The sequence below is a fragment of the Streptomyces sp. NPDC051064 genome (assembly GCF_044455985.1).
Lineage (GTDB): Bacteria > Actinomycetota > Actinomycetes > Streptomycetales > Streptomycetaceae > Streptomyces.
This window is the reverse complement of record NZ_JBITFK010000012.1, coordinates 1-19,371: the sequence shown is the minus strand read 5'-3', so window position 1 is coordinate 19,371 and position 19,371 is coordinate 1. Positions and strand designations below refer to the sequence as shown.

At 71.3% G+C, this 19,371-nt stretch carries 19 protein-coding genes; 7 read left to right on the top strand and 12 right to left on the bottom strand.

Annotated features, from left to right (window positions below):
- Window positions 1-54: 54 nt before the first annotated feature.
- Complete coding sequence (locus ACIBCU_RS33945; RefSeq protein WP_362936345.1) at window positions 55-711, bottom strand: response regulator transcription factor; 657 nt, start codon at window positions 709-711, stop codon at window positions 55-57.
- A 359-nt stretch (window positions 712-1,070) separates the two neighbouring features.
- Here ACIBCU_RS33945 and ACIBCU_RS33940 point away from each other — a divergent pair, with 359 nt between their 5' ends.
- A complete protein-coding gene (locus ACIBCU_RS33940) occupies window positions 1,071-3,824 on the top strand; it encodes a LuxR C-terminal-related transcriptional regulator (protein WP_399236187.1) in 2,754 nt (917 codons plus the stop codon).
- A 12-nt stretch (window positions 3,825-3,836) separates the two neighbouring features.
- Here the strand turns inward: ACIBCU_RS33940 and ACIBCU_RS33935 are convergent, their stop codons facing one another.
- From ACIBCU_RS33935 to ACIBCU_RS33920, 4 genes are all read right to left on the bottom strand, one after another.
- Entirely contained in the window at window positions 3,837-4,724 is an 888-nt protein-coding gene (locus ACIBCU_RS33935) for a hypothetical protein (RefSeq protein ID WP_399236185.1), read from the bottom strand.
- A gap of 224 nt (window positions 4,725-4,948) precedes the next feature.
- Window positions 4,949-5,869, bottom strand: coding sequence for an RNA polymerase sigma-70 factor (locus ACIBCU_RS33930; RefSeq protein WP_399236183.1), 921 nt, complete (start codon window positions 5,867-5,869; stop codon window positions 4,949-4,951).
- Entirely contained in the window at window positions 5,866-7,071 is a 1,206-nt protein-coding gene (locus ACIBCU_RS33925; protein WP_362936357.1) for an FAD-dependent oxidoreductase, read from the bottom strand. Before ACIBCU_RS33925 ends, ACIBCU_RS33930 begins: the two co-directional genes overlap by 4 nt.
- 156 nt (window positions 7,072-7,227) lie before the next feature.
- The gene (locus ACIBCU_RS33920; protein WP_399236181.1) at window positions 7,228-9,483 is read right to left on the bottom strand and encodes a hypothetical protein; all 2,256 of its coding nucleotides are present in this window, start codon (window positions 9,481-9,483) and stop codon (window positions 7,228-7,230) included.
- Window positions 9,484-9,792: 309 nt separating this feature from the next.
- On the opposite strand from ACIBCU_RS33920, the gene ACIBCU_RS33915 reads away from it, so the two are divergent.
- Window positions 9,793-10,374, top strand: a complete 582-nt coding sequence (locus tag ACIBCU_RS33915; RefSeq protein WP_362936363.1) for a hypothetical protein — start codon at window positions 9,793-9,795, stop codon at window positions 10,372-10,374.
- A 16-nt stretch (window positions 10,375-10,390) separates the two neighbouring features.
- On the opposite strand, the gene ACIBCU_RS33910 is transcribed toward ACIBCU_RS33915, so the two are convergent.
- Window positions 10,391-11,050, bottom strand: coding sequence for a helix-turn-helix domain-containing protein (locus ACIBCU_RS33910; protein ID WP_362936366.1), 660 nt, complete (start codon window positions 11,048-11,050; stop codon window positions 10,391-10,393).
- Window positions 11,051-11,109: 59 nt separating this feature from the next.
- Between ACIBCU_RS33910 and ACIBCU_RS33905 the strand changes: the two genes are divergently transcribed.
- Entirely contained in the window at window positions 11,110-12,063 is a 954-nt protein-coding gene (locus tag ACIBCU_RS33905; RefSeq protein ID WP_399236177.1) for an NAD(P)-dependent alcohol dehydrogenase, read from the top strand.
- Between the two features lie 14 nt (window positions 12,064-12,077).
- Here the strand turns inward: ACIBCU_RS33905 and ACIBCU_RS33900 are convergent, their stop codons facing one another.
- Together ACIBCU_RS33900 and ACIBCU_RS33895 are read right to left on the bottom strand one after the other, a co-directional pair.
- The gene (locus ACIBCU_RS33900; protein WP_362936371.1) at window positions 12,078-12,731 is read right to left on the bottom strand and encodes a response regulator transcription factor; all 654 of its coding nucleotides are present in this window, start codon (window positions 12,729-12,731) and stop codon (window positions 12,078-12,080) included.
- 88 nt (window positions 12,732-12,819) lie between these two features.
- Window positions 12,820-14,472 carry a histidine kinase gene (locus ACIBCU_RS33895; protein ID WP_399236441.1) on the bottom strand — a complete coding sequence of 551 codons (1,653 nt, stop codon included), beginning with the start codon at window positions 14,470-14,472 and terminating at the stop codon, window positions 12,820-12,822.
- Between the two features lie 501 nt (window positions 14,473-14,973).
- On the opposite strand from ACIBCU_RS33895, the gene ACIBCU_RS33890 reads away from it, so the two are divergent.
- Window positions 14,974-15,213: a hypothetical protein gene (locus ACIBCU_RS33890; RefSeq protein ID WP_362936373.1), complete on the top strand. Its 240-nt coding sequence runs from the start codon at window positions 14,974-14,976 to the stop codon at window positions 15,211-15,213.
- 67 nt (window positions 15,214-15,280) lie between these two features.
- Here the strand turns inward: ACIBCU_RS33890 and ACIBCU_RS33885 are convergent, their stop codons facing one another.
- Together ACIBCU_RS33885 and ACIBCU_RS33880 are read right to left on the bottom strand one after the other, a co-directional pair.
- The gene (locus ACIBCU_RS33885; protein ID WP_399236173.1) at window positions 15,281-15,547 is read right to left on the bottom strand and encodes a DUF397 domain-containing protein; all 267 of its coding nucleotides are present in this window, start codon (window positions 15,545-15,547) and stop codon (window positions 15,281-15,283) included.
- Window positions 15,528-16,370 carry a helix-turn-helix domain-containing protein gene (locus tag ACIBCU_RS33880; protein WP_399236171.1) on the bottom strand — a complete coding sequence of 281 codons (843 nt, stop codon included), beginning with the start codon at window positions 16,368-16,370 and terminating at the stop codon, window positions 15,528-15,530. Before ACIBCU_RS33880 ends, ACIBCU_RS33885 begins: the two co-directional genes overlap by 20 nt.
- A 157-nt stretch (window positions 16,371-16,527) precedes the next feature.
- On the opposite strand from ACIBCU_RS33880, the gene ACIBCU_RS33875 reads away from it, so the two are divergent.
- Window positions 16,528-16,728 (top strand): hypothetical protein, encoded by a 201-nt coding sequence (locus tag ACIBCU_RS33875; protein ID WP_362936381.1) that lies wholly within the window; start codon window positions 16,528-16,530, stop codon window positions 16,726-16,728.
- The gene (locus ACIBCU_RS33870) at window positions 16,718-16,951 is read left to right on the top strand and encodes a hypothetical protein (RefSeq protein ID WP_399236169.1); all 234 of its coding nucleotides are present in this window, start codon (window positions 16,718-16,720) and stop codon (window positions 16,949-16,951) included. Before ACIBCU_RS33875 ends, ACIBCU_RS33870 begins: the two co-directional genes overlap by 11 nt.
- Window positions 16,952-16,966: 15 nt before the next feature.
- Here the strand turns inward: ACIBCU_RS33870 and ACIBCU_RS33865 are convergent, their stop codons facing one another.
- Window positions 16,967-17,959, bottom strand: a complete 993-nt coding sequence (locus tag ACIBCU_RS33865) for a hypothetical protein (RefSeq protein WP_362936386.1) — start codon at window positions 17,957-17,959, stop codon at window positions 16,967-16,969.
- Between the two features lie 136 nt (window positions 17,960-18,095).
- Between ACIBCU_RS33865 and ACIBCU_RS33860 the strand changes: the two genes are divergently transcribed.
- Window positions 18,096-18,689 (top strand): Uma2 family endonuclease, encoded by a 594-nt coding sequence (locus ACIBCU_RS33860; protein ID WP_399236166.1) that lies wholly within the window; start codon window positions 18,096-18,098, stop codon window positions 18,687-18,689.
- A 62-nt stretch (window positions 18,690-18,751) separates the two neighbouring features.
- On the opposite strand, the gene ACIBCU_RS33855 is transcribed toward ACIBCU_RS33860, so the two are convergent.
- Complete coding sequence (locus tag ACIBCU_RS33855; protein WP_362936392.1) at window positions 18,752-19,105, bottom strand: PRC-barrel domain-containing protein; 354 nt, start codon at window positions 19,103-19,105, stop codon at window positions 18,752-18,754.
- Window positions 19,106-19,371: the final 266 nt, after the last annotated feature.

Sequence of the window (19,371 nt, the reverse complement as noted above, 5' to 3'; positions counted from 1 at the left end):
ACGGCCGACGGACAGCGGTCCTGCCCGGCGGCCCGCCCGGGATTGCCCCAACGGTCAGATGTAGCCCTCCCGGAGGGCATGGGCGACGGCGTGTGCGCGGTTACGCAGATGGAGACGGGTCGTGAGCCCGTGCATCACGTTCTTGACGGTGCGTTCGGAATAGGACAACTTTCCGGCGATCTCACCGGTGTCGAGACCCTCGGCGACGAGCCGCAGGACATCCACCTCGCGGGGGGTCAGGCCCAGGGACGGACTGCCCTGCCGTCCGGGGCCGCCCCGGTGCAGGGTCCCCACCTGGTTGATGAGCCGGCCGAGCAGGTCCGCGGGCAGGTCGCCCTCGCCGCGGGCGGCGGTCAGCACCGCCTGCACGAGCCGGTGGGCGGTGGCCTCGCGCCGCCACACGATGGCCCCGACGCCGCACTCGATGACGTCCAGCAGTTCGTTCTCGCGGATCGTGTCCACGACGAGCACGGCACGCGCACCTTCGCTGCGCACGACGCGGCGCAGCCGGGTGAGGGCCGTCTCGTCGAGGGCGTCCTCGATCAGCAGGGCCACCGTGCCGGGGCGGGACTCCTCGCGCAGTTCGACCTCCGGGTGCCGGCGCAGCTGGCTGACGGCACCTTCGCGGCTGATCGGGTCGGGGGCGGTCACGGACACGGGCACCCGGCTTCCCAGGGCGGTGTCCGAGGTGGTCCGGGGTGAGCTGAGCAACCGTTTTCCTCTGTTCACGGATCCGGCGGGCGTGAGCGCCGTCGGCGGAAGGACCTGAGCCACACTTCTGCGAATACCGCGGAACGGGCAATCGTGGACCACCACGACGCGGACCACGAGAGAAGCGCGGCGGTCACCCGTACCTCCCGCCGGGAATCCGCGTCATCGCAGGTCAACGGGGGTGCGTACGCGGCGTGGTGGCCCTGCCGGGGCGATGCACATCAAGGCCGTGAGCCTCGACACACCAGGGGCAGAGAAGAGGGCAGAAAATCTGCCCTGTGGGTCATATCACGCCACCCGGGCTCGCGCCGGTCACTCTCACAGTGCGACGGCGCGCACCATCTTCTCAGGAGGCCTGGATGATCAATGCGCTGCGCGAACGCGACGACGCACACACACTGTTGGCGGCCGGGACCGAGCGCGCCCTCCGCGGCGTGGGCGGCCTCGTCCTGCTGCGCGGTGCGACCGGCACCGGCCGCACCGCCGTGCTGGAGGCCGCCGCCGCACACGCCGCGGAGCGCGGCCTGTGCGTGCTGCGTGTGCGCTGTTCCCCTGAGGGCGACGGCATGCCCCTCTCGACCGTGGGGCGTCTTCTCGGCCACGTTCCGGAGTACGCGGGCATGCCGTCCTCCGACTACCACCGCAGAGCCGCCCGGTTGTGGGAGCTGCTGCGCTCCCTGGCGGCACAGTCCCCCTTGCTGCTGGCCGTGGACGACGTCCATCTGGCCGACCGTTCCTCGCGCCGCTGGCTCGCCGAGGCCGCCGGCGTCCTGGACCGGATGCCGGTCCTGATGGTGGCGACCGAGCGCAGCCAGTACGACATCGACCCCCAGCCCGCCGGTCTCACCCACGCGCTCTCCGCCTCCTTCGTCCGCACGCACACCCTCGCCCCGCTCACCGACGAGGCGTCGGCGGAGATGCTCGAAGCCCTCCTCCCCGGGGCGGACCCGGAGTGGACGGCGGAGTGCGTACGGGCCTCGGCGGGCCATCCGCTGCTGCTGCTCGCCCTGCTGGACGATCTGCGCGGCACCCCGCCGCTCCCGCTGCCGGACTCCTGCGCCGCCCTGTACCCGGGGGCGTATCCGGCGGCCGTCGCCTGGTGGCTGGACAGCGCGGGGACGGCGACCGCCGAGGTGGCCCGCGCCCTCGCCGCGCTGGAGGAGGTGGGGACGCCGGACCCCGCCGACGATCCGCCCGCCCTGCTCGCCGAGGCGACCGGGGCCGATCCCGCCCGGGTCGCCGGCTGGCTCACCGCGATGACCCGGCTCGGACTGCTGCGCCTCGGCCCCGACGGGCAGCCCCGCTACGCCCATCCGCTGCTGCGGGACGCCGTGCTCACCGGCTGGCCGACACCGCAGCGGCAGGAGGTGCACCGGGCGGCCGCGAAAGCGCTGCTGTCCCGGGGCGGACGGGTGGAGGCGGTCGCCCGGCATCTGCTCCGCGCCCCCGTCGTCGGCAAGCCGTGGGCGTTACGCGTCCTGCGGGACGCGGTGACGGTGGCCGTCGACGCCATGCGGGCCGATGACGCCGTCGGCTATCTCCGCCGGGCGCTCGACGAACCGCTGTCCGACGCCCGCAGACAGCGCCTGCTGACCGAACTGGGCTCCCTGGAATACCTCTCGGCGGACGCCGGGGCCGCGATCTCGCGGCTGGCGGAGGCCCTGCATCTGGAGGGCGAGCCCCGCGACCGGGTGCACACGGCGATCGCCCTCGGCACCGCGCTCGCCGGCCAGGGCGAGGTCCGTACGGCGATGGGAATGCTGCGCCGGACCGAGGCCGGACTGGCAGGGCACCCCGGGCTGGCCCGTACCGTGCAGACCGCCACGGCGATCCTGTCCGACCAGGACCAGGTCCAGCGGCAGGAGGCGTACGGATGGCTGGGCGAGACGGCCGCGCGCTCCCCGGAGCTGGTCGGCACCGCAGGACAGGCCCTGCTCGTGCGGTACGCGGCGACGGCCGGGCTGGTCTCGGCACGGGACGCGATGAAACAGGTGCACGCCCTGCTGGCCCAGCCCGCCGACCCGTCCGGGGAGCCGTTCCTGCTGGGCACGGCCGCGGCCGTCGCCCAGTGGGCGGACGAACTCGACGAGGCGGAAAGGCTCGTGGAGCGCGGCCTGGCCCTGCAGAGCTGCTCCCTGCTGCACCCGATGCACCGCGCCCTGGTCAACACCCGGGCCGACATCGCCGCCGCCCGGGGCGACCAGGCCGCGCTGCTCGCCGCCGCCGCGGACCCGCGCCGGACACCGGCCGACGCGGGGCCGGGCAACATCGACGCCCACGTGCTGATGGCGCTCGTGCACGCCGACCGCACCGATGAGGCACAGCGGCTCGCCGCGGGATTCGACCTGCGCCGGGCGCCGGACTCCTGGGAGCTGAACCGTTTCCTGTACGCCAGGGGCGTGCTCCGGGCCGCCGTGGGCGATTCGGCGGGAGCGCTCCACGACTGGCTGGAGTGCGGCAGGCGCCAGCTGGCGCGCGAGGTGGTCAGCCCGGTCGTCACGCCGTGGCGGACCGCGGTCGCCGAGTGCGGCCCGGGGTCGGGAAGGGCGGGGGAGGCCGTGGAGCTGGCGGAGGAGGAGCTGCGGCTGGCCGAGGTGTGGAACACCCCGCGCACGGTCGGCCGCGCCCTGCGCGTGCTGGGCACCGTGACCGGTGGACGGCGCGGCCTGGAACTGGCCGGGGAAGCGGTAGGGATCTTACGGAGCGCACCGGCCGACATCGACATGGAACTGATCCCGGCGCTGCTCGCGCAGGGCCGCCAGCTCATGGGCGCGGGGGAGCGCTCCCATGCCCGCGAGAGCCTGCGCGAGGCCGCGGAACGGGCGGAACGCAAGGGTGCGGTACGGCTCCACGCCCTGGCCGCCCGCGCGCTGCGCGAGGGAGGTGCCCGCCATCACTCCTCGTCCCGCACCGGGTCCGCCGCCCTGACGGCGAGTGAACGGCGCGTCGCCGAACTGGCGGCGGGCGGACGCACCAACGCGGAGATCGCCGGGCTGCTGCACCTGGCCCGGCGCACGGTGGAGACCCACCTCACCCACGCCTACCGCAAGCTGCGGATACGGCGCAGGTCCGAGCTCACGGGCGCGCTGGGGACGCGCGGCGAGGAGGCCTGAGCGGTCTCGCGTTCAGCGACGGCCGCGCGCCCAGGACGTCCTGTCCGAGCGGGGGACGAGACCCGCCCGCACCGAGGCCATCCGCTCCTGCACCCCGCCGGTGGACACGGCGCCGGGAGGACCCGCGGGCACGTATGCCGCCTCGCCCCGGCACGGCGCGCAGAGTCCGCCCGCCAGCGCTTCGGGGCTGCCCGGCGCGCGGCACTCGCCGCATTCCAGGGTGAGCAGCGCGGTCCGCCGCTCCGGCGCCGGCCGGTGCGGGGGCAGCTTGTCGGTGAGCCGCCTGCGGAGCAGCGAGGCCGCGTGATGGACCGGCACGGGAAGCCCGTCGGTCAGGGCGTGCAGCAGCTCCGCCTCCGTGGCACCCCGCTCGAACCACTCGCCGACCTGCGGCTCCAGGCTCGTGCACTCCGCCGCCGACAGGCTCAGCGCGGGAGCCGTACGCCCCAGGGCGGCCAGCAGGACGAACGCCCGTGTGCGGGTGGGCTGTTGCCTCTCCTGCGGTACGTCGCCCCGGATGAACGCCGCCCACCAGTCGTCGTCGCGCGCGGTCCGGGAGAAGAACGTCCGGGTCACCCAGAGCATGACCTCGTCGGTGGCGAGGCACTCCCGGCCCCGGCGCAGATGCCCGGCCGCCTGGAGCCTGTTGAGTGCGGTCCGCAGGGCGCACTGCCCGTACGGGAGCACCTTGGCCAGCGTCTTCACGGAGATGTCGGCGCCGTCCGGCAGCCGGTCGACGTAGGCGGCGACGGCGGCCTCACGGGGCGCCAGATGCGAGAAGTCGCGCTCGTCGCGCGGGCGCTGGTCCGGGGCGGAACGCTTGCCGTAGCCGGGGTTCGCCATCGGGTGCGGGGTCACGTACGGGGTGCGGGGGGCAGCACTAAGCTGGTCGACAGCCATCAGATCGACCTTTCACGATCGGGTGGTCAGACCCCTGTCAGGTGTTGGCGCACCGACGGGGGTCGTCTGGTGTTCGGCACGCTAGAGCGTGGCGACGGTCCGTGGCAAGTCGGTCACATCCGGTCAACTTCGCAGGCGGGGAGGGTGGGTGGGTGGGAAAAGTCCCGCCCACCCATTCCTCGTAAAGAGCGCTCGGAGTCCAGGGCTTGAGCTTCGGGCCCGGCTCACCGCGTCCGGAGGGGATGCGGCGAACCCGTGCTCACGGCACGCAGCTTGTCGGGGTTGGCGACGTTGTGGATGGTCGAGATGCGCCCGGCCTCGTCGAAGTCGAAGGTGACCGTGGCGATCACGCGGCCCGCCCCGCTGAAGACCAGGCCCGGACCGCCGTTGATCTCGACGAGTTCGGCCTTCATGTCGGCGGGCTCGACGCCCTGGTAGGTGACGGTTCCGATGGCTGCGAACCAGGCGGCCACCGTGGACGCGCCCACGACCGGGCGCAGGGCCTGGCGGACCTTGCCGCCGCCGTCCGTCCACAGGGTGACGTCCGGGGACAGCAGCTCCATCAGGGAGTTCATGTCCCCGCCCGTCGCGGCGGTGAAGAATCGTTCCGTCGCGTCGCGCTGCTGCGACCGGTCCGCCGTGAAGCGCGGGCGCCGGGCCCGGACGTGTTCGCGGGCGCGGTGCGCGGCCTGCCGCACCGAGGCCTCGGACCGCTCCACCGCCTCCGCGATCTCGGCATGGCTGAAGTCGAAGACCTCCTTCAGCACGAACACCGCACGCTCCAGTGGGCTCAGCGTCTCCAGCACCACCAGCATCGCCATCGACACCGACTCGGCGTCCATGACGGTGTCGGCGGTGTCCGCGCTGGTCAGGATGGGCTCCGGGAGCCACGGGCCGACATAGACCTCGCGCTTGTGCCGGGTGGAGCGCAGCCGGTCCATCGCCAGGTTCGACACGATCCGCGCCAGGTAGGCCTTGGGATCGGCCACCTGGGAGCGGTCGGCGGCCGACCACTTGATCCAGGCGTCCTGCACCGTGTCCTCGGCGTCGGCCGCGGTGCCGAGGATGCGGTAGGCCACCGAGAACAGCAGGCCGCGGTACCGGTCGAAGGCCTCCTGGCCGGGGCCGGGAGCCGTCCGGGTCACTTGGCGCCCCGGATCCGGGTGAAGCGGCCGCCCCGGGGCCAGAACGCGCCCGACGCGGGCATCTTCTTCATACGGAGGTAGGTCGCCCAGGGGGATGCGGTCACGGTCTCCTTATACCTGGCGGCCGAACGGCCTGTCAGGTACATCCTCCGAGGGCTGTCGTCGGGCCGGGTGAACTGCACCACGGCGTCGTGCCGGCCGAGACTCACCGGTGTGTGGTAGTAGCCGAAGCGGAAGGGCTTGGGCCGCTTTCCCCGCAGGGCGCGGATGACCGACACCGCGGCGTGCACGCCGGTCGGCATCCCGCTCTGGCAGGTGCCGTGCATGACGCCGTACCCCTGGCGGACGGCGGCCGCGTCGCCCACGGCGTACACGTCCGGGTGGGACGTGGACCGCAGGGTGGTGTCCGTGACGATACGGCCGCGCTCGTCGACCTCCAGACCGGCGGCGGCGGCCAGCGGTGACACCCGCGTGCCGCTGGTCCACAGGACGAGGTCGGCCGGGATGCTCTCCCCGCCCGCCAGTTCGACCGAGTCCGGCAGCACCTTCACCACCTCGGCCCCGCTGCGCACCTGGACGGTCAGGCGGTCCAGCGCGGACCGCACGTACGCCCCGGCCTTCGGGTTCATGAGCGCACCGGGTCCGTCGCGGCCCAGCAGCACGACGTCCAGCCCGGGGTGCTGCTCGGCGATCTCCGCGGCCGACTCGACGCCCGTCAGCCCGCTGCCGCCGACGACCACCGTGCCGCTGTCGAGCCGCGCCAGCCGGTGGGCCACCGCCTCGGCGTCCTGCGCACTGTTCAGGGTGTACGCGTACTCCTCGACGCCCGGCACCGCCGTGGTGTCGGCCACGCTGCCCAGCCCGTACACGAGCGTGTCGTAGTGCAGGACCCGGTCGTCGTCGATCCGTACGGTCCTCGCGTCCGCGTCCACCGCCGTGACCCAGCCGCGTACGAACTGCGCGCCCGTGCCGTCGAGCAGCTCCGGGATGCTCAGTTCCCCGACCTGCTGCCCGGTCGCGGTCATGTGCAGCCGCAGCCGCTCGGTGAAGTGGTCCTGCGCGTTCACCAGGGTGACGCGTACGTCCTTCTGCCGCTCGACCCGGGCCGACAGCTGGATGGCCGCTGCCATACCCGCGTACCCGGCGCCCAGGATCAGGACGTGGTGGGGGGCCGGCCGGTCCGTCTCGTTCTGTGCGTTCATCGCTTCCGCCTTCTTCCGCCGTTTGCTGATGACCTGGGGACGGAAGTTGGGGGCCCGCCTGTGACGCGACATGAAGGTGACCTGCGTCATACATGACGTGAAGGGCCTCACCCAGCCTCGGGTGGGGCCCTTCCGGTCGTCTCGCTGTGCCGTCGGCTACTCCTGGGCAGCCTTACGGCGGCGCATCCACCACATCAGGGCGCCACCCGCGACCGCGAGAGCGGCGGCGACGCCTGCGATGAGGCCGACGGGGGTGTCGGAACCGGTGCCGGCGAGGTCGCCGCCCGGGTCCGGCCCGTCGGCCGGCGGTGTCGGCTTGCCGGTGTCACCGGGGCCGGGGGTGGTGGGGTCGGGGGCCGGTGACGACGGGGGGTCGGTCGGCTTGCCGGTGCCCGTCGGGGTCGGCGTCGGGGTGGGCGCGGTGTCGCCCTCGTCGTTGCGTCCCGCACTGTTGCCGCCGAGAAGGAGCAGGTCATCGGTGCGGGTGTCGTTGGTGACGGTCTTGACCGACGTCTTGGTCTGGCGGGGCCGGTACGGGTGTTCGAGGCGGAACTCGACCTGGGAGACGTTCCGCTTCGGCTGCTTGGAGAAGTCGACGCCGCCGACGCCCTGGTTGTAGACCTTGCCGCCGTAACGGAGCTCGAACCACTCCACACCGTCGCGGATGCTCTTCATGTACCGGTCCCAGACGCCCTCGCGGGTCCACTCCTGGTTCGGTGCGCGCAGCGGCCATGCGGAGGCGTCGTCACTGTTGATGATCGTGCGGTAGTCGGTGGGCTGCTGGGCGTCCTGCTGCCGGATGTACTCGGCGGCGACGCGGGCGGTGTAGACGGCGCGCAGGTCGGCGTAGTCCGTGTCCTTGTTGATGCGCTCCTCGACGACGGGCATGACGTTGGTGCTGATGCTCCGCTCGATGGCCGTCTTCTCGGCGTCGGACAGGTCCTTGCACTCGGTGCTGCCGGGCACCGTGTAGTCGACGTCGAGCCACTGGACGTCCACCTTCAGGGGCGCGTCCAGGATGTAGATGCCGCCGTCCTGCTGGCGGACCTTCGCCGTCTCGGGGCTGATCCACATGCGCACGCCGGGGAAGCACGGGATGCCGTCACGGCGCGGTGCGGTGTCCCAGTACCGCTTGGCCCCGGCGTGCTTGTCGGGGTTCACGGCTTCGGCGAAGTCGTGCTTCATCTCCAGGTCGGCCTCCAGCAGGACACGGCCGGCGTCGGTCTTGCCGAACTTGGTGTCCATGACCTTGCCGGGCTGGTCCGGGTTCAGATTGACCCAGAACTTGTCCGGTGTGAGGGCCAGCCAGGTGAAGAACGAATCGGAGATCAACTGGGCGCGGGTCTTGCCGCCCCAGCCCATCTCCTGGCCTTCGGGGGCTTCGTTCGCCGCGAACGAGTAGTCCAGACCCTGGCCCTTGACGGGCTTTCCGACGTACTGGAGGTCCATCGTGGTGAAGTCGACGCCGCCCGGGCCCTTCATGCCACGGTCCATGCTGGGGATCTTCCCGATCCGCTCCAGCCGCTTCTTCATGTCCTCGGGAGTGGGGGCGGACTTGTTGATGAGGTCGTTGCCGCCGCCACGCGAGCCGGTGGAGGTGCCGGGCTTGGCGTTCATGTACGGGTCGACGCGGCGGGTGGGCGCGTTCTGGGTCCCCTTGGGCGCGTTCTCGACGGCGTCGGACCGGTAGTAGACCTTCTTCACCCGGTCCGGGGCGATCTTCCGCATCGCCTCGTCATGGTTCTTGGCGCCGCCCTTCGGCTCCTGACCGTAGGCGTAGGTCAGGCTCTTGCCCTTGTGGGCGGGGTCCTTGAGCAGGGCGATGTCTTTGGGGCGCTGCGTGCGGTCGGGCTTGTTGTTCGACTTGCCCTCGACGACCTCCTGGGTGCGCGTGTTGTACGCGTCCAGGCGCCGCACGTAGGTCTTCTTGGTGTCGGGGTCGTAGACCTCGATCTCCTTCTCGCAGATCCAGTCCGGTCCGACGAGTCCGCGGTCGTGGACGAGCTTGGCCATGTAGGCGCGGCCGCGCGGGTCGTGACCGCCCTGGGGGATGTAGAAGTCGTCCCGGTAGTCGGTGAAGGACGCGCCCTTCCACCGGCTGGTCTCCTTGGCCCGCTTCCAGTAGGCCCAGACGCGGCGCTTGTCGCCCTTCTTGTAGTCGTCGGGGTCGTCGCTGATGCCGTCCAGCTCGGCCTGGGTGGGTTCCTTCAGCCCGTCCCACTGCTTCTGCCCGTTGACATAGTCGAACTCGTCCCAGTCGGACTTGTTGCGCTCGAAGCCGTCGTCGGGCATGGAGCCCTCCACGACGTCGGCGAAGTCGTAGAGATCGCTGAACATCTCGTCGCAGCGCTTGCCGGGCTTGAGGCCCTTCGGTGCCGCCTCCGCCGCCGTGAGCGACGGGAGACCGGTCAAGGTCAAGGCCCCGGCACAGGCCGCGGCTATCGCAGTTCTCGCCCACCAGCTTCGCCGGCGGGAACGGATCGCTTGTGTCACGCGAAACCCCCAGGGGGCCCAGATCAGCACAGTGCTCCGCGCGGCACCACGGGCCCCCGTGGTCGATCGGTGCCGCCCGAGCGACCGCTCACACTAGGGACTCAACTAGCCCTCCGCACGCAGTATTTGGCGTGCCGTGACCGTCAACTCCGCTGTTCCACCGGATCGTCACACCCCGCACACACGGCCGCGCGGCGGTCGCACGGTGAGGGACTAGGCTCGCGCCCCATGGAATGGACAGACCCCCGCGACATGGATGACGAGGAGCACGCCGCCTACCTGCGCGAGGAGAAGCAGGCCGAGGAGGAGGCCGCCCACAACCTGGCCCTGACGGCATGGCTGGACGCCCAGAAGCAGGCGTTCGAGACGTGGAAGCGGCACCGGGAGGAGTGGGGGCCGTGGGACTTCACCGTCGATTCCCTGGCCCGGCTGGAGGCGATGGTCCGCGCCGCGTACGCGAGCCCCGACCGGGCGCGCGAGAAGGCCGGCGAGGCGGAGATCACGGTGGCCGCCTGGTATCTCGGCGAGGTCCACAACCGGGCCTTCGGCACCGGGTGGCGCCTCACCCCCGGCGGCAGCGGTCTGCCGAAGCCCCGCATCACGCCGCCGTGGGACCGCCGGGACGCGTTCTACTTCACCGACCCCGAACACATCGAGGAGGACGCCCGGCCGGTGTACACGCCGACCGACGTCATCTGCTCCCTGCCCGCACGGCCGCCGGAGCGGGGGCTGCTGCACCGGATCGACACCCGGTGGGAGGTCCCCACCGCATGTGACGACCCGGACTGCCGCTACCACCGGAACGGCTGAGACGACGCCCGGCCCACTACCGGCCGGCGCGTGGCGAGTTCGGGATGTCGCCCAGTCCCAGGGACGCCGGCGGCGGCAGGGGTGTCGCCCGGTCGGCCCGGAATGCCTGGAGCAGATAGGCGGCCAGACGCCGGGACGCTGCGGCCGCCTCCTCGCCCGAGCCGACCGCGACCCCGCAGTTGGCGAGCAGCAGCAGGGTGATGTCGCTCGGGTCGAAGTCCTGGCGCAGCCCGCCCGCGTCCTTGGCCCGTCGGACCAGCAGGGCCAGACGTTCCTCGGCGCGGGTGCGTTCGAGCGCGAAGTCCGCCTGGCCGGGGAACTCTGCGAGGAACGCCTGCGTGAACCCCCGGTCCACCGCCTGCATCAGACAGACCTGCTCGATCACCGTGCAGAACCCGCGCCAGGGGTCCGGGTCCGCCAGCCCTTCGTCGAGCACGGACACACAGTGGGTGAGCTCCTCCGCGAACGCCTCCGTCACGAGCGCGTCGCGGGTGGGGAACCGCCGGTACAGCGTGGCGACCCCGACCCCCGCCCGCCGGGCGACCGCCGCCACGGGGACGTCGATGCCCTGCGCGGCGAAGGCCTCGCGCGCCGCCCGGAGGATCCGCTCCCGGTTCTCCCGGGCATCGGCGCGCAGGCCTTCACGGACCGGTTTGTGAGAGGTCTGATCAGGCATGTTTCTCACTTTAGGCCAAGTGGAGGGGGCCATCCACTTACGCGCATAGCCTGGAGGACATGAACGACATGCGCGCGGCGCTCTACGACAGCTATGGCCCTCCCGACGTGCTCTACGTCGGCAAGGTCCCGGTACCGGCACTACAGCGGGGCGAGGTGCTGGTCCGCGTCCACGCGGCGAGCGTCAACGGTGGTGAGCTCTACGGACGGGCCGGACGCGTGCGCCTGGTGACCGGCCGCACCTTCCCGAAGCGCACGGGGATCGACTTCGCCGGCGAGGTCGCCGAGGTGGACCCGGCCGTCACCGGCCTGCGCCCCGGCGCCCGGGTGTGGGGCGTCCTGCCCCGCACCTTCGGCAGCGCGGCCGAATACGTCGCCGTACGCCCCCGGAACCTCGCGTACGCCCCCGAGAACCTCGGCCTCGTCGAGGCCGCCTCCCTTCCCGTCGGCACGACAGCCATCACCGCCCTCCGGACCAAGGCAAGGCTGAAGGCAGGCGAGCGCCTGCTCGTGCGGGGCGCCGCCGGGGGAGTCGGCAGCATCGCCGTCCAGCTCGGCAAGGCTCTCGGCGCCCACGTCACGGGCCTCGCGGGCACGAAGAACCTCGACCTCGTCCGGGAGCTGGGCGCGGACGAGGCCCACAGCTACGCGACCACCGGACCGTCCGGCCTGGGCCGGTTCGACGTCATCATGGATACCGTCGGCACCGAACTCCGCTCCTTCCGGAGGCAGCTGGCACCCGGGGGCCGCATGGTCTCCATCTCCTTCGACATCGACCACATCGCCGCGAGCCTGGGCTACATGCTGGCCTCGACGGCCCACGGCCGGGGGCGTGTCCGCTTCTTCAGCGGCAACCCGACCCACGACCTGCTCGCCGAACTCACCCGGTACGTGGAGAGCGGCGCCATCCGCCCGGTCGTGGACACCGTCCACCCGCTCTCCGGAATCGCCGCAGCCCACCAGGCCCTGGAGGCCGGCGGCGTACGGGGGAAGCATGTGATCCAGGTGGTCTGAGACGCGCCCCGCACTCACACACCGAGGCCGGCGTCCCGCGCCAGCAGCGCGGCCTGCACCCTGTTCTCGCACTCCAGCTTGGCGAGGATGCGGCTCACATACGCCTTCACCGTCGCCTCGCTCATATGGATCCGCTGACCCGCGTCCGCGTTGGAGAGGCCCTCGCCGAGCAGGGCCAGGACGTCACGTTCGCGGCCGGTCAGCTTCTCCAGCCTGCGACGGGCGTCCTCCGCACGCTGTGTGGTGCCTCCGGAAGCAAGCGAGTCCACGACATGCCGGGTGGCGCCGGGCGACAGATACGCCTCCCCGGCCGCCGCCGCCCGCACCGCCCGCATGAGCTCCGCGGGCGCCGAGTCCTTCAGAAGAAAGCCCGCGCTCCCCCCGGTCAGGGCACGCAGCACGTTCTGCCGCTCGCCGAACGTCGTCAGGATCAGCACCCTCACCTGGGGGACCGCCCGGCGCAGCTCGGTCAGGGCCGTCAGCCCGTCCATCACCGGCATCTGGATGTCCAGCAGTGCGACGTCCACCCGCTGGGACCGGGCGAGTTCGACCGCCTCACGGCCGTCCGCCGCCTCGGCGACGACATCGATGTCGTCGGCCGAGGAGAGGATCATCCGGATGCCCGCCCGGATCAGCGGCTCGTCATCCGCCACAAGAACCCTGATCACGACTCTCCTGAGCGGTTCTGATCGGTCAACTCTGCGGGCATCGGGCCATCATTCCCGATCACCCGGCCCGCCGGGGGCCCGTGCTCCCTCAGCCCGCCTCGAAGGACTTCTTCTCGATCAGCTTGCCGTCCTTGAAGCAGAACCGGAAGACCGGGTCCGCGTCCAGGCCGGACCCGATCTCCGTGGAGAGCAGGGTGAGGCACGTCGCGCCGTCCGGCTCCGGCGGTGCGCCGTCGCCCGGACCGGTGTTCATGAACGATTCCCCGCTCGGCAGTCCGTCGCGTACGGACCGCTCCGACTGACCGACCGTCACGGCGTCGTACTGCTCGGGCTCGATCATCGCCTTGTCCGCCTCCCGTACGAGGAGGACTCCCGCCACGACCACCGCGATCACGAGCACGACGGCGACCAGGGCCGCCACTCCGCACCCGATGGCTATTCCGTTGCCCCTCTTGGTCCTGTTCACTGCCTTGGCCAACTCCTTCGGGAGACCGTTCCAGTCGATGACCGGATCACTCTCACCCGGAGGGCCCGCCGGGTTCTGCGCCCGAAAGTCGTCCGGAGGAGCGACGAACGTCTTCCTCGCGTCACCGGGTGACGTGTACGGCAGCACGCCGGCCAGCCGGAACCCGCCGCCGGTCGTGGGACCCGCGTGCACCATGCCGCCGACGAGCCGGGCCCTCTCCTCGAGACCGGTCAGCCCCTGACCCCCGCTCGCGACACCGCCGCGCACCGGTCCCGCCACCGGGCCGTTGGCGACCTCCACGACCAGCGAGTCCGGCTCGTACCGCAGGCCGATGGTGATCGACGCACCCGGAGCGTGCTTATGGGCGTTGGTCAGCCCCTCCTGGACCACGCGGTAGGCCGCGTGGTCGGCGGTCGTCGCGAGCGGGCGCGCCTCGCCCGAGCGCCGGATCTCCACGGCCGCGCCCGCCCTCCGGGACGTCTCGGCCAGCCCGTCGATGCCCCCCACACCACGTGACGGCGCCCCGGGGTCCTCGCCTCGGGGGCCTTCTCCGGCTGGGGCAGCGTCCACGCCGTCCCTCAGCACGCCCACCACGTCACGCAGTTCGTGCATCGCGGCCACCGACGCCTCACGCAGCACCCCGACGGCCTCGCGCTGCTGTCCGGTCAGCTCGCGGTCCACCTCCAGCGCGCCGGTGTGCACCGCGATCAGGGCGAGCTGGTGGCCGAGGCTGTCATGCATGTCCTGCGCGATCCGCTGACGCTCCAGCATCCTGGCCTGCCCGGCGATCATCGCCCGCTCACGGAGGAGTTGGGCGTTGTACTCGTGGAGGGTGTCGGTCAGCGTCCTGCGCTGCGACCAGTAGCGTCCCGCGAGTCCCGGGACGATCATCGCGACCAGGATGAACATCCCGGCGACGGCCAGCAGCGGCCACGACGCGTGCGACTCCCATGCGGCGGTCAGGCCGAGGCAGAGACCGTACGCAAGAGCGAAGAAGACACAAGCCCTGCCGAGGCCGTCGATCCGCCGCCCGGCCGACCAGGCGACGACGAGGAGCAGGGGCGCGAAACCGAAGAACGGCGCGGAACCGGCCGCGGCAGCCAGCAGCACTGCTGCGGGCAGCCCTCGGCGCAGGAGCGACAACAGCCCGGCCAGCACCCCGACCACGAGGGCCTGCACCGTGCTCTCGTCGTCCAGCAGCCCGGCGCCCACCCCCAGCAGCGCGAGCGCCAGGCTCAGGAAGATCTCCCCCACGATGCGCTGGGCAGGCCACATCCCGGGCGCGAGGAGGGCCCGCCCCGGCCCGGCCGACCAGGACGCCAGCCGCGTCCTCACCGCCGATGCAAGGGGGGAGGGGTTTGCGGGGGGCATGGAATCAACACGAGTCACGCGCCCACGGTAGAGACCCCGGGCCCGGCACCGCTGTAGCCATTGGTCGCGACGGCGTACGACGAAAGTCGTTCCAGCGTCGGCGTAATGGCCTCTTCAGGGCTTCGTCCGGGGCCTGTAACAGGACTAGTTGATCTCTGTGGCAGCCGTTGCATGTGTGATCAGATGACACATGCCCGGGGAATCCCCGGCGCGTACCAGTGCTCCGCCCGGTCGGAAACCTCGACCGTGCCGGAGTGCGAGACGTATCAGCTGCGTCGCCCGTCCGGCCCCGTATCGACGCGGGCCGGAGCGGTAGGACGGAAACGCGTGGTGTCCCCGCGTCCGTCCCCACCAGCGGCCGTGCGCCCTTCGGCGCGCGTGCCCTCAGGCGAAAGAGAGCGAACAATGCGCAAGACCCTCATCAAGGCCGCAGTTGTCGGTGCGAGCGTCCTGGCCCTCACCGGTATCACCGCCGGCGCGGCCCAGGCGTCGGTGCAGGGACCGGACATCAAGGGAACCGGCAGTTTCCAGGACTGCATGAACTGGGGCCAGGCGCTCAAGAACAACGGCACGGTCGTGGACTTCGCCTGCATGGTGGGCTCCGAGCCCAACACGTACGAGCTCACGCCGTTCTACGCGAGCTGATCCCCTTACCGGACCGGCCTTGCCGGCTTCCCCGGCGGAGCGCGCCCGCCGGGGAGGCCGGAGGTGGTTATCCGCGCTTCAGATCGGCTACGAAGGCGGACCATGCGGCGGCCCGGAACACGAGTGCCGGGCCGTCGGTGACCTTGGAGTCCCGGACGGGGACGACGTGGGGGAGACCGTCGGCAACCTCCAGGCAGTTGCCACCGCTGCCGTCGCTGTACGTGGACTTGCGCCAGGTGGCGACTTCGAGACAGTTGCCGCCGCTGGCATCGCTGTACGAGGACTTGTGCCAGGTTGCTGTGGAGAGGTCGTAGTCAGAACTGCTGATCTTCATGGGCGTAATCCTCCGCCACCGACTTGATCAAGGCCAGGGACGCATCAGGTGACAATGCGCTGGCCACCAGCAAATCGTAGGTCAGTTCGTACGACCGCACTGATGCCGGATCGTCAAGTAGCTGCCCTGAACCCAGGCCGTCCAGGTAGGCGAGGGACGGTGCGTCAGGGAATGCCATGAGCTTGAGAGGCCCGCCCATGGCTGCGTGCCCACCAGCGCTGTAGGGCAAGACCTGGATGATGACTCGTCGTTGTTGGATGAGCTTCATCAGGTGGCGAAGTGCCTCTGCCATGACGGCGGGGCCGCCTACCCTTCGTCGGAGCACCGCCTCGTCCAGAACCATCCACACCGTGGGGGTTGTTGGATGGCTCAGAAGTCCGGCGCGCTCGATCCTGGCCGCGACAAGCTCGTCGATCGACTCTTCCGGCGTGGTGGGCCTCCCCGCGCGGAACACGGCCCGCGCATACGGCTCAGCCTGTAGGAGCCCAGGGATGAGAAGCGGCGAGTACTCCTTAATGGTCTCCGCAACTGCTTCCGCCTCCGCCGCCTCCGCGAAGTGGTCCGGGTACTTGGACTTCCTCAGGGCCGCGCAGTTCCGTACGAAGAACCCGCCCGCGCCCAGCACCTCGTCCAGCTTCTGGGCCTGGTCCACCTGCATGCGCCGCGTGCCGGCCTCCAGTTGGCCGATGAAGGAGCCGCTGACGAACAGCGGCGCCCCCAGGTCGTCCTGCGAAAGGCCCGCCGCCTCCCTGCGGTGGCGGAGTTCGGCGCCGAGGAGCGCGCGGGGTGAGGACGAGGGGTCGAGCTTCTTGGGTCCGGGCAAGGCGACTCCCTGTGACACATCTGGGGGTGTTGGAACTGCGCCTCTTCCACGGTAGCGACGGATTGGACACGCTGTGTACGCATAGCCACTACTCAGTGTGGAAATGGGGAAGATCATGATGACGGCTACGGAACGGCGCAAAGAAGCAGCGGGCAGAGTGCAGGCTGCCGAGGACGCGGTGGCGCGGCTGCGGGCCGGCCTCGCGGGGGTCGGTGTGAAGCTGCCCTCGCTGCGGATCGACCCGGCCTCGTGTGCGAGGGACGAGCCGGCCCCGCTCGTCGACCTCGGCCGGTGCTCGCTGGAGACGGCCATGCGGCTGAGCGTGCAGTTGGAAGCGGCGGCGGCTCATGACAGTTGAAGGACTGGAGCCGTGTACCCCGGAGCCCGGGACGTTCGTGGTGGACGGCCGGGACGGCCGGGTGGGCCGGGTGATGGGCCGCGTCGGACCGTACGTACAACTGCGCCCCCCGGGCGGCGGCGCGGAGTGGGACTGCCCGCCGGACGCCGTCCGGCCCGCCCCGCCGGGGCTCGTGCTCCGGGCCCGGGTTCGGGAGATCAACCGGGAGGGGCGGCTGCCGTGAGGCCGCCCCGGAGCGTTACGTCCGGGCCGCCGCCCGCCGCTCCCGGGCCTGGACGAGCCGCTGCTGGAGTACCGCGAAAAGCGTGGCGGAGGACGGAAGGGCCAGGGCGCCGGTGAGCAGCAGCGCGACGGCGATCGGGACGAGGAGCCCGACGACGTACGCGGCGTAGGTGTTGTCCGGGCCCCACTCCAGGAAGACGTGGACCGTGCCGGAGCGCAGAGGCCGTGCGGCGAGGTGGAGCAGGACGTACATGCCGACGGTGAGCCCGCCCAGGGGAAGCGCGAAGGCCACGGTCCGGAACCAGGCGGAGGCCCGGCCCCACACGAGCGACCAGGAGCGGCGCATCGCGGCCCGGGGCCCGAGGCCTTCCGTCGCGGCGGTGGCCGGGGCCAGGGTCCAGCCGAGCCGGAGCACCAGCGCGATCGCCATGCCCAGCAGGGGCGGACCGTAGCGCAGCACCTCGAACAGGTTGGGGTACTCCCACTTCGGGACGAGCACGGTGTACTCCCTGAACGTGGTGGTGGTGAAGTACTCCTCCACCAGGATCCCGAGCACCACCGGAGCCCACACGAACACCCCGCGCAGCACGTACACGCCCAGGACCGCGCGGAAGCGGCCGCGTCCCCCGGCGGCCGCACGGGCCGCCGCGGTCTGGATGGCGGCGCACCCGACGTGCAGCAGGAGTATCAGGAACGGCAGGGAGGCCAGGAGGGTGAGCCACATGTCGTTCACCCGGCTGCCGTCGGGGGCGTAGGAGTCCTCGTCGAGGTGGGCCCTGATCGAGGCCAGGCGTATCTCGGTGAACGTGGGCCACATGACGAGGAACGCCACGGCCGTCACCGCCAGGCCCCCCAGCGCGGCCAGCCCGGTCACGCGCGCCGTCACAGCGACCAGCGGGCGGCCGTCGCGGCGCAGGACGCCGAAGGCTGTGCGGACGATGCCATGCCGTGGCCCGTGCCCGTCCTCCTCTGCCCGCAGTTGCCCGCCTGGGGTGGGAGCCGCCGTCATGCCTTCCGCCTTTCGCCGTCCGTATGTGCGCTGCTCGGTGGCCAGCGTCTGCACAATGAGATGCGGGCGAACGGCGGTCCGGTTCTCAGGAACGTCGATCTGCGCCGCGACCCAAGCCGCGGAGAAGGAACGTGCAATGGCCGAAAGCGATCAAGGGTACGAGGGCCCCCCGTGGGAGTACCTGCTGCGGACATGGCAAGACCTGGACGTGCCCGAGGGGTGGCGCGCGGAGATCGTCGAAGGACGGATCGTCCTGGCACCGCCGCCGCATGCGCACCACAGCGGTATCGCCGCGACGGTGCAGCGCACGCTCTACGCGAACCTCCCCGAGGAACTGGGGATCTACCAGAGGCTTGGTGGGCATGTCGCCCTTCTGGATGCGTTGTACGTCCCGGACATCGTCGTGATGCCGACCGGGCTGATTGCAGCCGCTGACCCGGAGTCCAACGTCCCGATGGACGCGGCTGAGGCGCTGCTGATCGTCGAGATCACGTCCAAGGGGAACGCCCGGGAGGACAGGACGAAGAAGTACCGCGCGTATGCGCGGGCAGGGGTCCCGATGTACCTGCTGATCGACCGGTTCGACACGCGGGGGGCGATGGCCACGCTGTTCACCGAGCCGAACGAGGACGGAACGTACAAGCGTTCCGACGCCGTCCCCTTCGGGAAGCCGCTCCCGCTGCCCGAGCCCTTCGGCGTCACCCTGCTCACGGCGGACTTCCCGGGCTGAACAACAGCGGGGCCGGCTCCGTATGAGGAGCCGACCCGGCCTCTGTGCATGGTGCGTCTGGTTCACATGATGCGGTAGCTGTCGTAGTAGCCGCCGACCTGGGCGTGGTAGCCCGGGTCGTCCGCATGGTTGTGCTTGTCGAACACCGGGGAGTCCTTTATCTGGTCCTTGGTCAGATCGACGAATACCGTCTTGTGCTCCGTGTCGATCCCCTTGACCGTGCCCGCCGGAAGCAGGACGGTCCTGCCGAAGATCCAGACCCCGGTGTCGACGACCAGGTAGGCCGAGCCCACCTCGTCGGAGTGCTTGTCGACCTTGCCGATGCTTCCGTCCGTCGCCTCGACCGAGAATCCGGTCAGGTCGGCGCCCGCGGTATGACCGCTCGTGGGCTGATAGCCCCACAGGTTGTCGCTCATTTACGGCTCCTTCCTCGACGGTTTCATTCGGTACGGCGAACCCCATCGTGATGAGGACGAGTGCCGCTCACTATTTCGGCTGCCCGCACTTTTCCGGTCCACACCCCGTGAATTCGGTGAACGCAGCAAAGACGCGGGTGGGGGGGGGGCCGGCGGGGCCCCCCCCCCCCCCCCCCCCCCGCGGCGTCCGCCGATAACCACGCTGGCGTCGGCGGAGCTACGGGCGCCCCCTCCACTGCCGGGCGCCCCCGCGACACACGACACAC

Excerpts from the sequence above, each read along its gene's own strand:
- ACIBCU_RS33940 (WP_399236187.1), top strand. The coding sequence starts at position 1,071 with ATGATCAATGCGCTGCGCGAACGCGACGACGCACACACACTGTTGGCG.
- ACIBCU_RS33935 (WP_399236185.1), bottom strand. The coding sequence starts at position 4,724 with ATGGCTGTCGACCAGCTTAGTGCTGCCCCCCGCACCCCGTACGTGACC.
- ACIBCU_RS33925 (WP_362936357.1), bottom strand. The coding sequence starts at position 7,071 with ATGAACGCACAGAACGAGACGGACCGGCCGGCCCCCCACCACGTCCTG.
- ACIBCU_RS33915 (WP_362936363.1), top strand. The coding sequence starts at position 9,793 with ATGGAATGGACAGACCCCCGCGACATGGATGACGAGGAGCACGCCGCC.
- ACIBCU_RS33910 (WP_362936366.1), bottom strand. The coding sequence starts at position 11,050 with ATGCCTGATCAGACCTCTCACAAACCGGTCCGTGAAGGCCTGCGCGCC.
- ACIBCU_RS33905 (WP_399236177.1), top strand. The coding sequence starts at position 11,110 with ATGAACGACATGCGCGCGGCGCTCTACGACAGCTATGGCCCTCCCGAC.
- ACIBCU_RS33895 (WP_399236441.1), bottom strand. The coding sequence starts at position 14,472 with ATGTGGCCTGCCCAGCGCATCGTGGGGGAGATCTTCCTGAGCCTGGCG.
- ACIBCU_RS33890 (WP_362936373.1), top strand. The coding sequence starts at position 14,974 with ATGCGCAAGACCCTCATCAAGGCCGCAGTTGTCGGTGCGAGCGTCCTG.
- ACIBCU_RS33885 (WP_399236173.1), bottom strand. The coding sequence starts at position 15,547 with ATGAAGATCAGCAGTTCTGACTACGACCTCTCCACAGCAACCTGGCAC.
- ACIBCU_RS33870 (WP_399236169.1), top strand. The coding sequence starts at position 16,718 with ATGACAGTTGAAGGACTGGAGCCGTGTACCCCGGAGCCCGGGACGTTC.
- ACIBCU_RS33865 (WP_362936386.1), bottom strand. The coding sequence starts at position 17,959 with ATGACGGCGGCTCCCACCCCAGGCGGGCAACTGCGGGCAGAGGAGGAC.
- ACIBCU_RS33860 (WP_399236166.1), top strand. The coding sequence starts at position 18,096 with ATGGCCGAAAGCGATCAAGGGTACGAGGGCCCCCCGTGGGAGTACCTG.
- ACIBCU_RS33855 (WP_362936392.1), bottom strand. The coding sequence starts at position 19,105 with ATGAGCGACAACCTGTGGGGCTATCAGCCCACGAGCGGTCATACCGCG.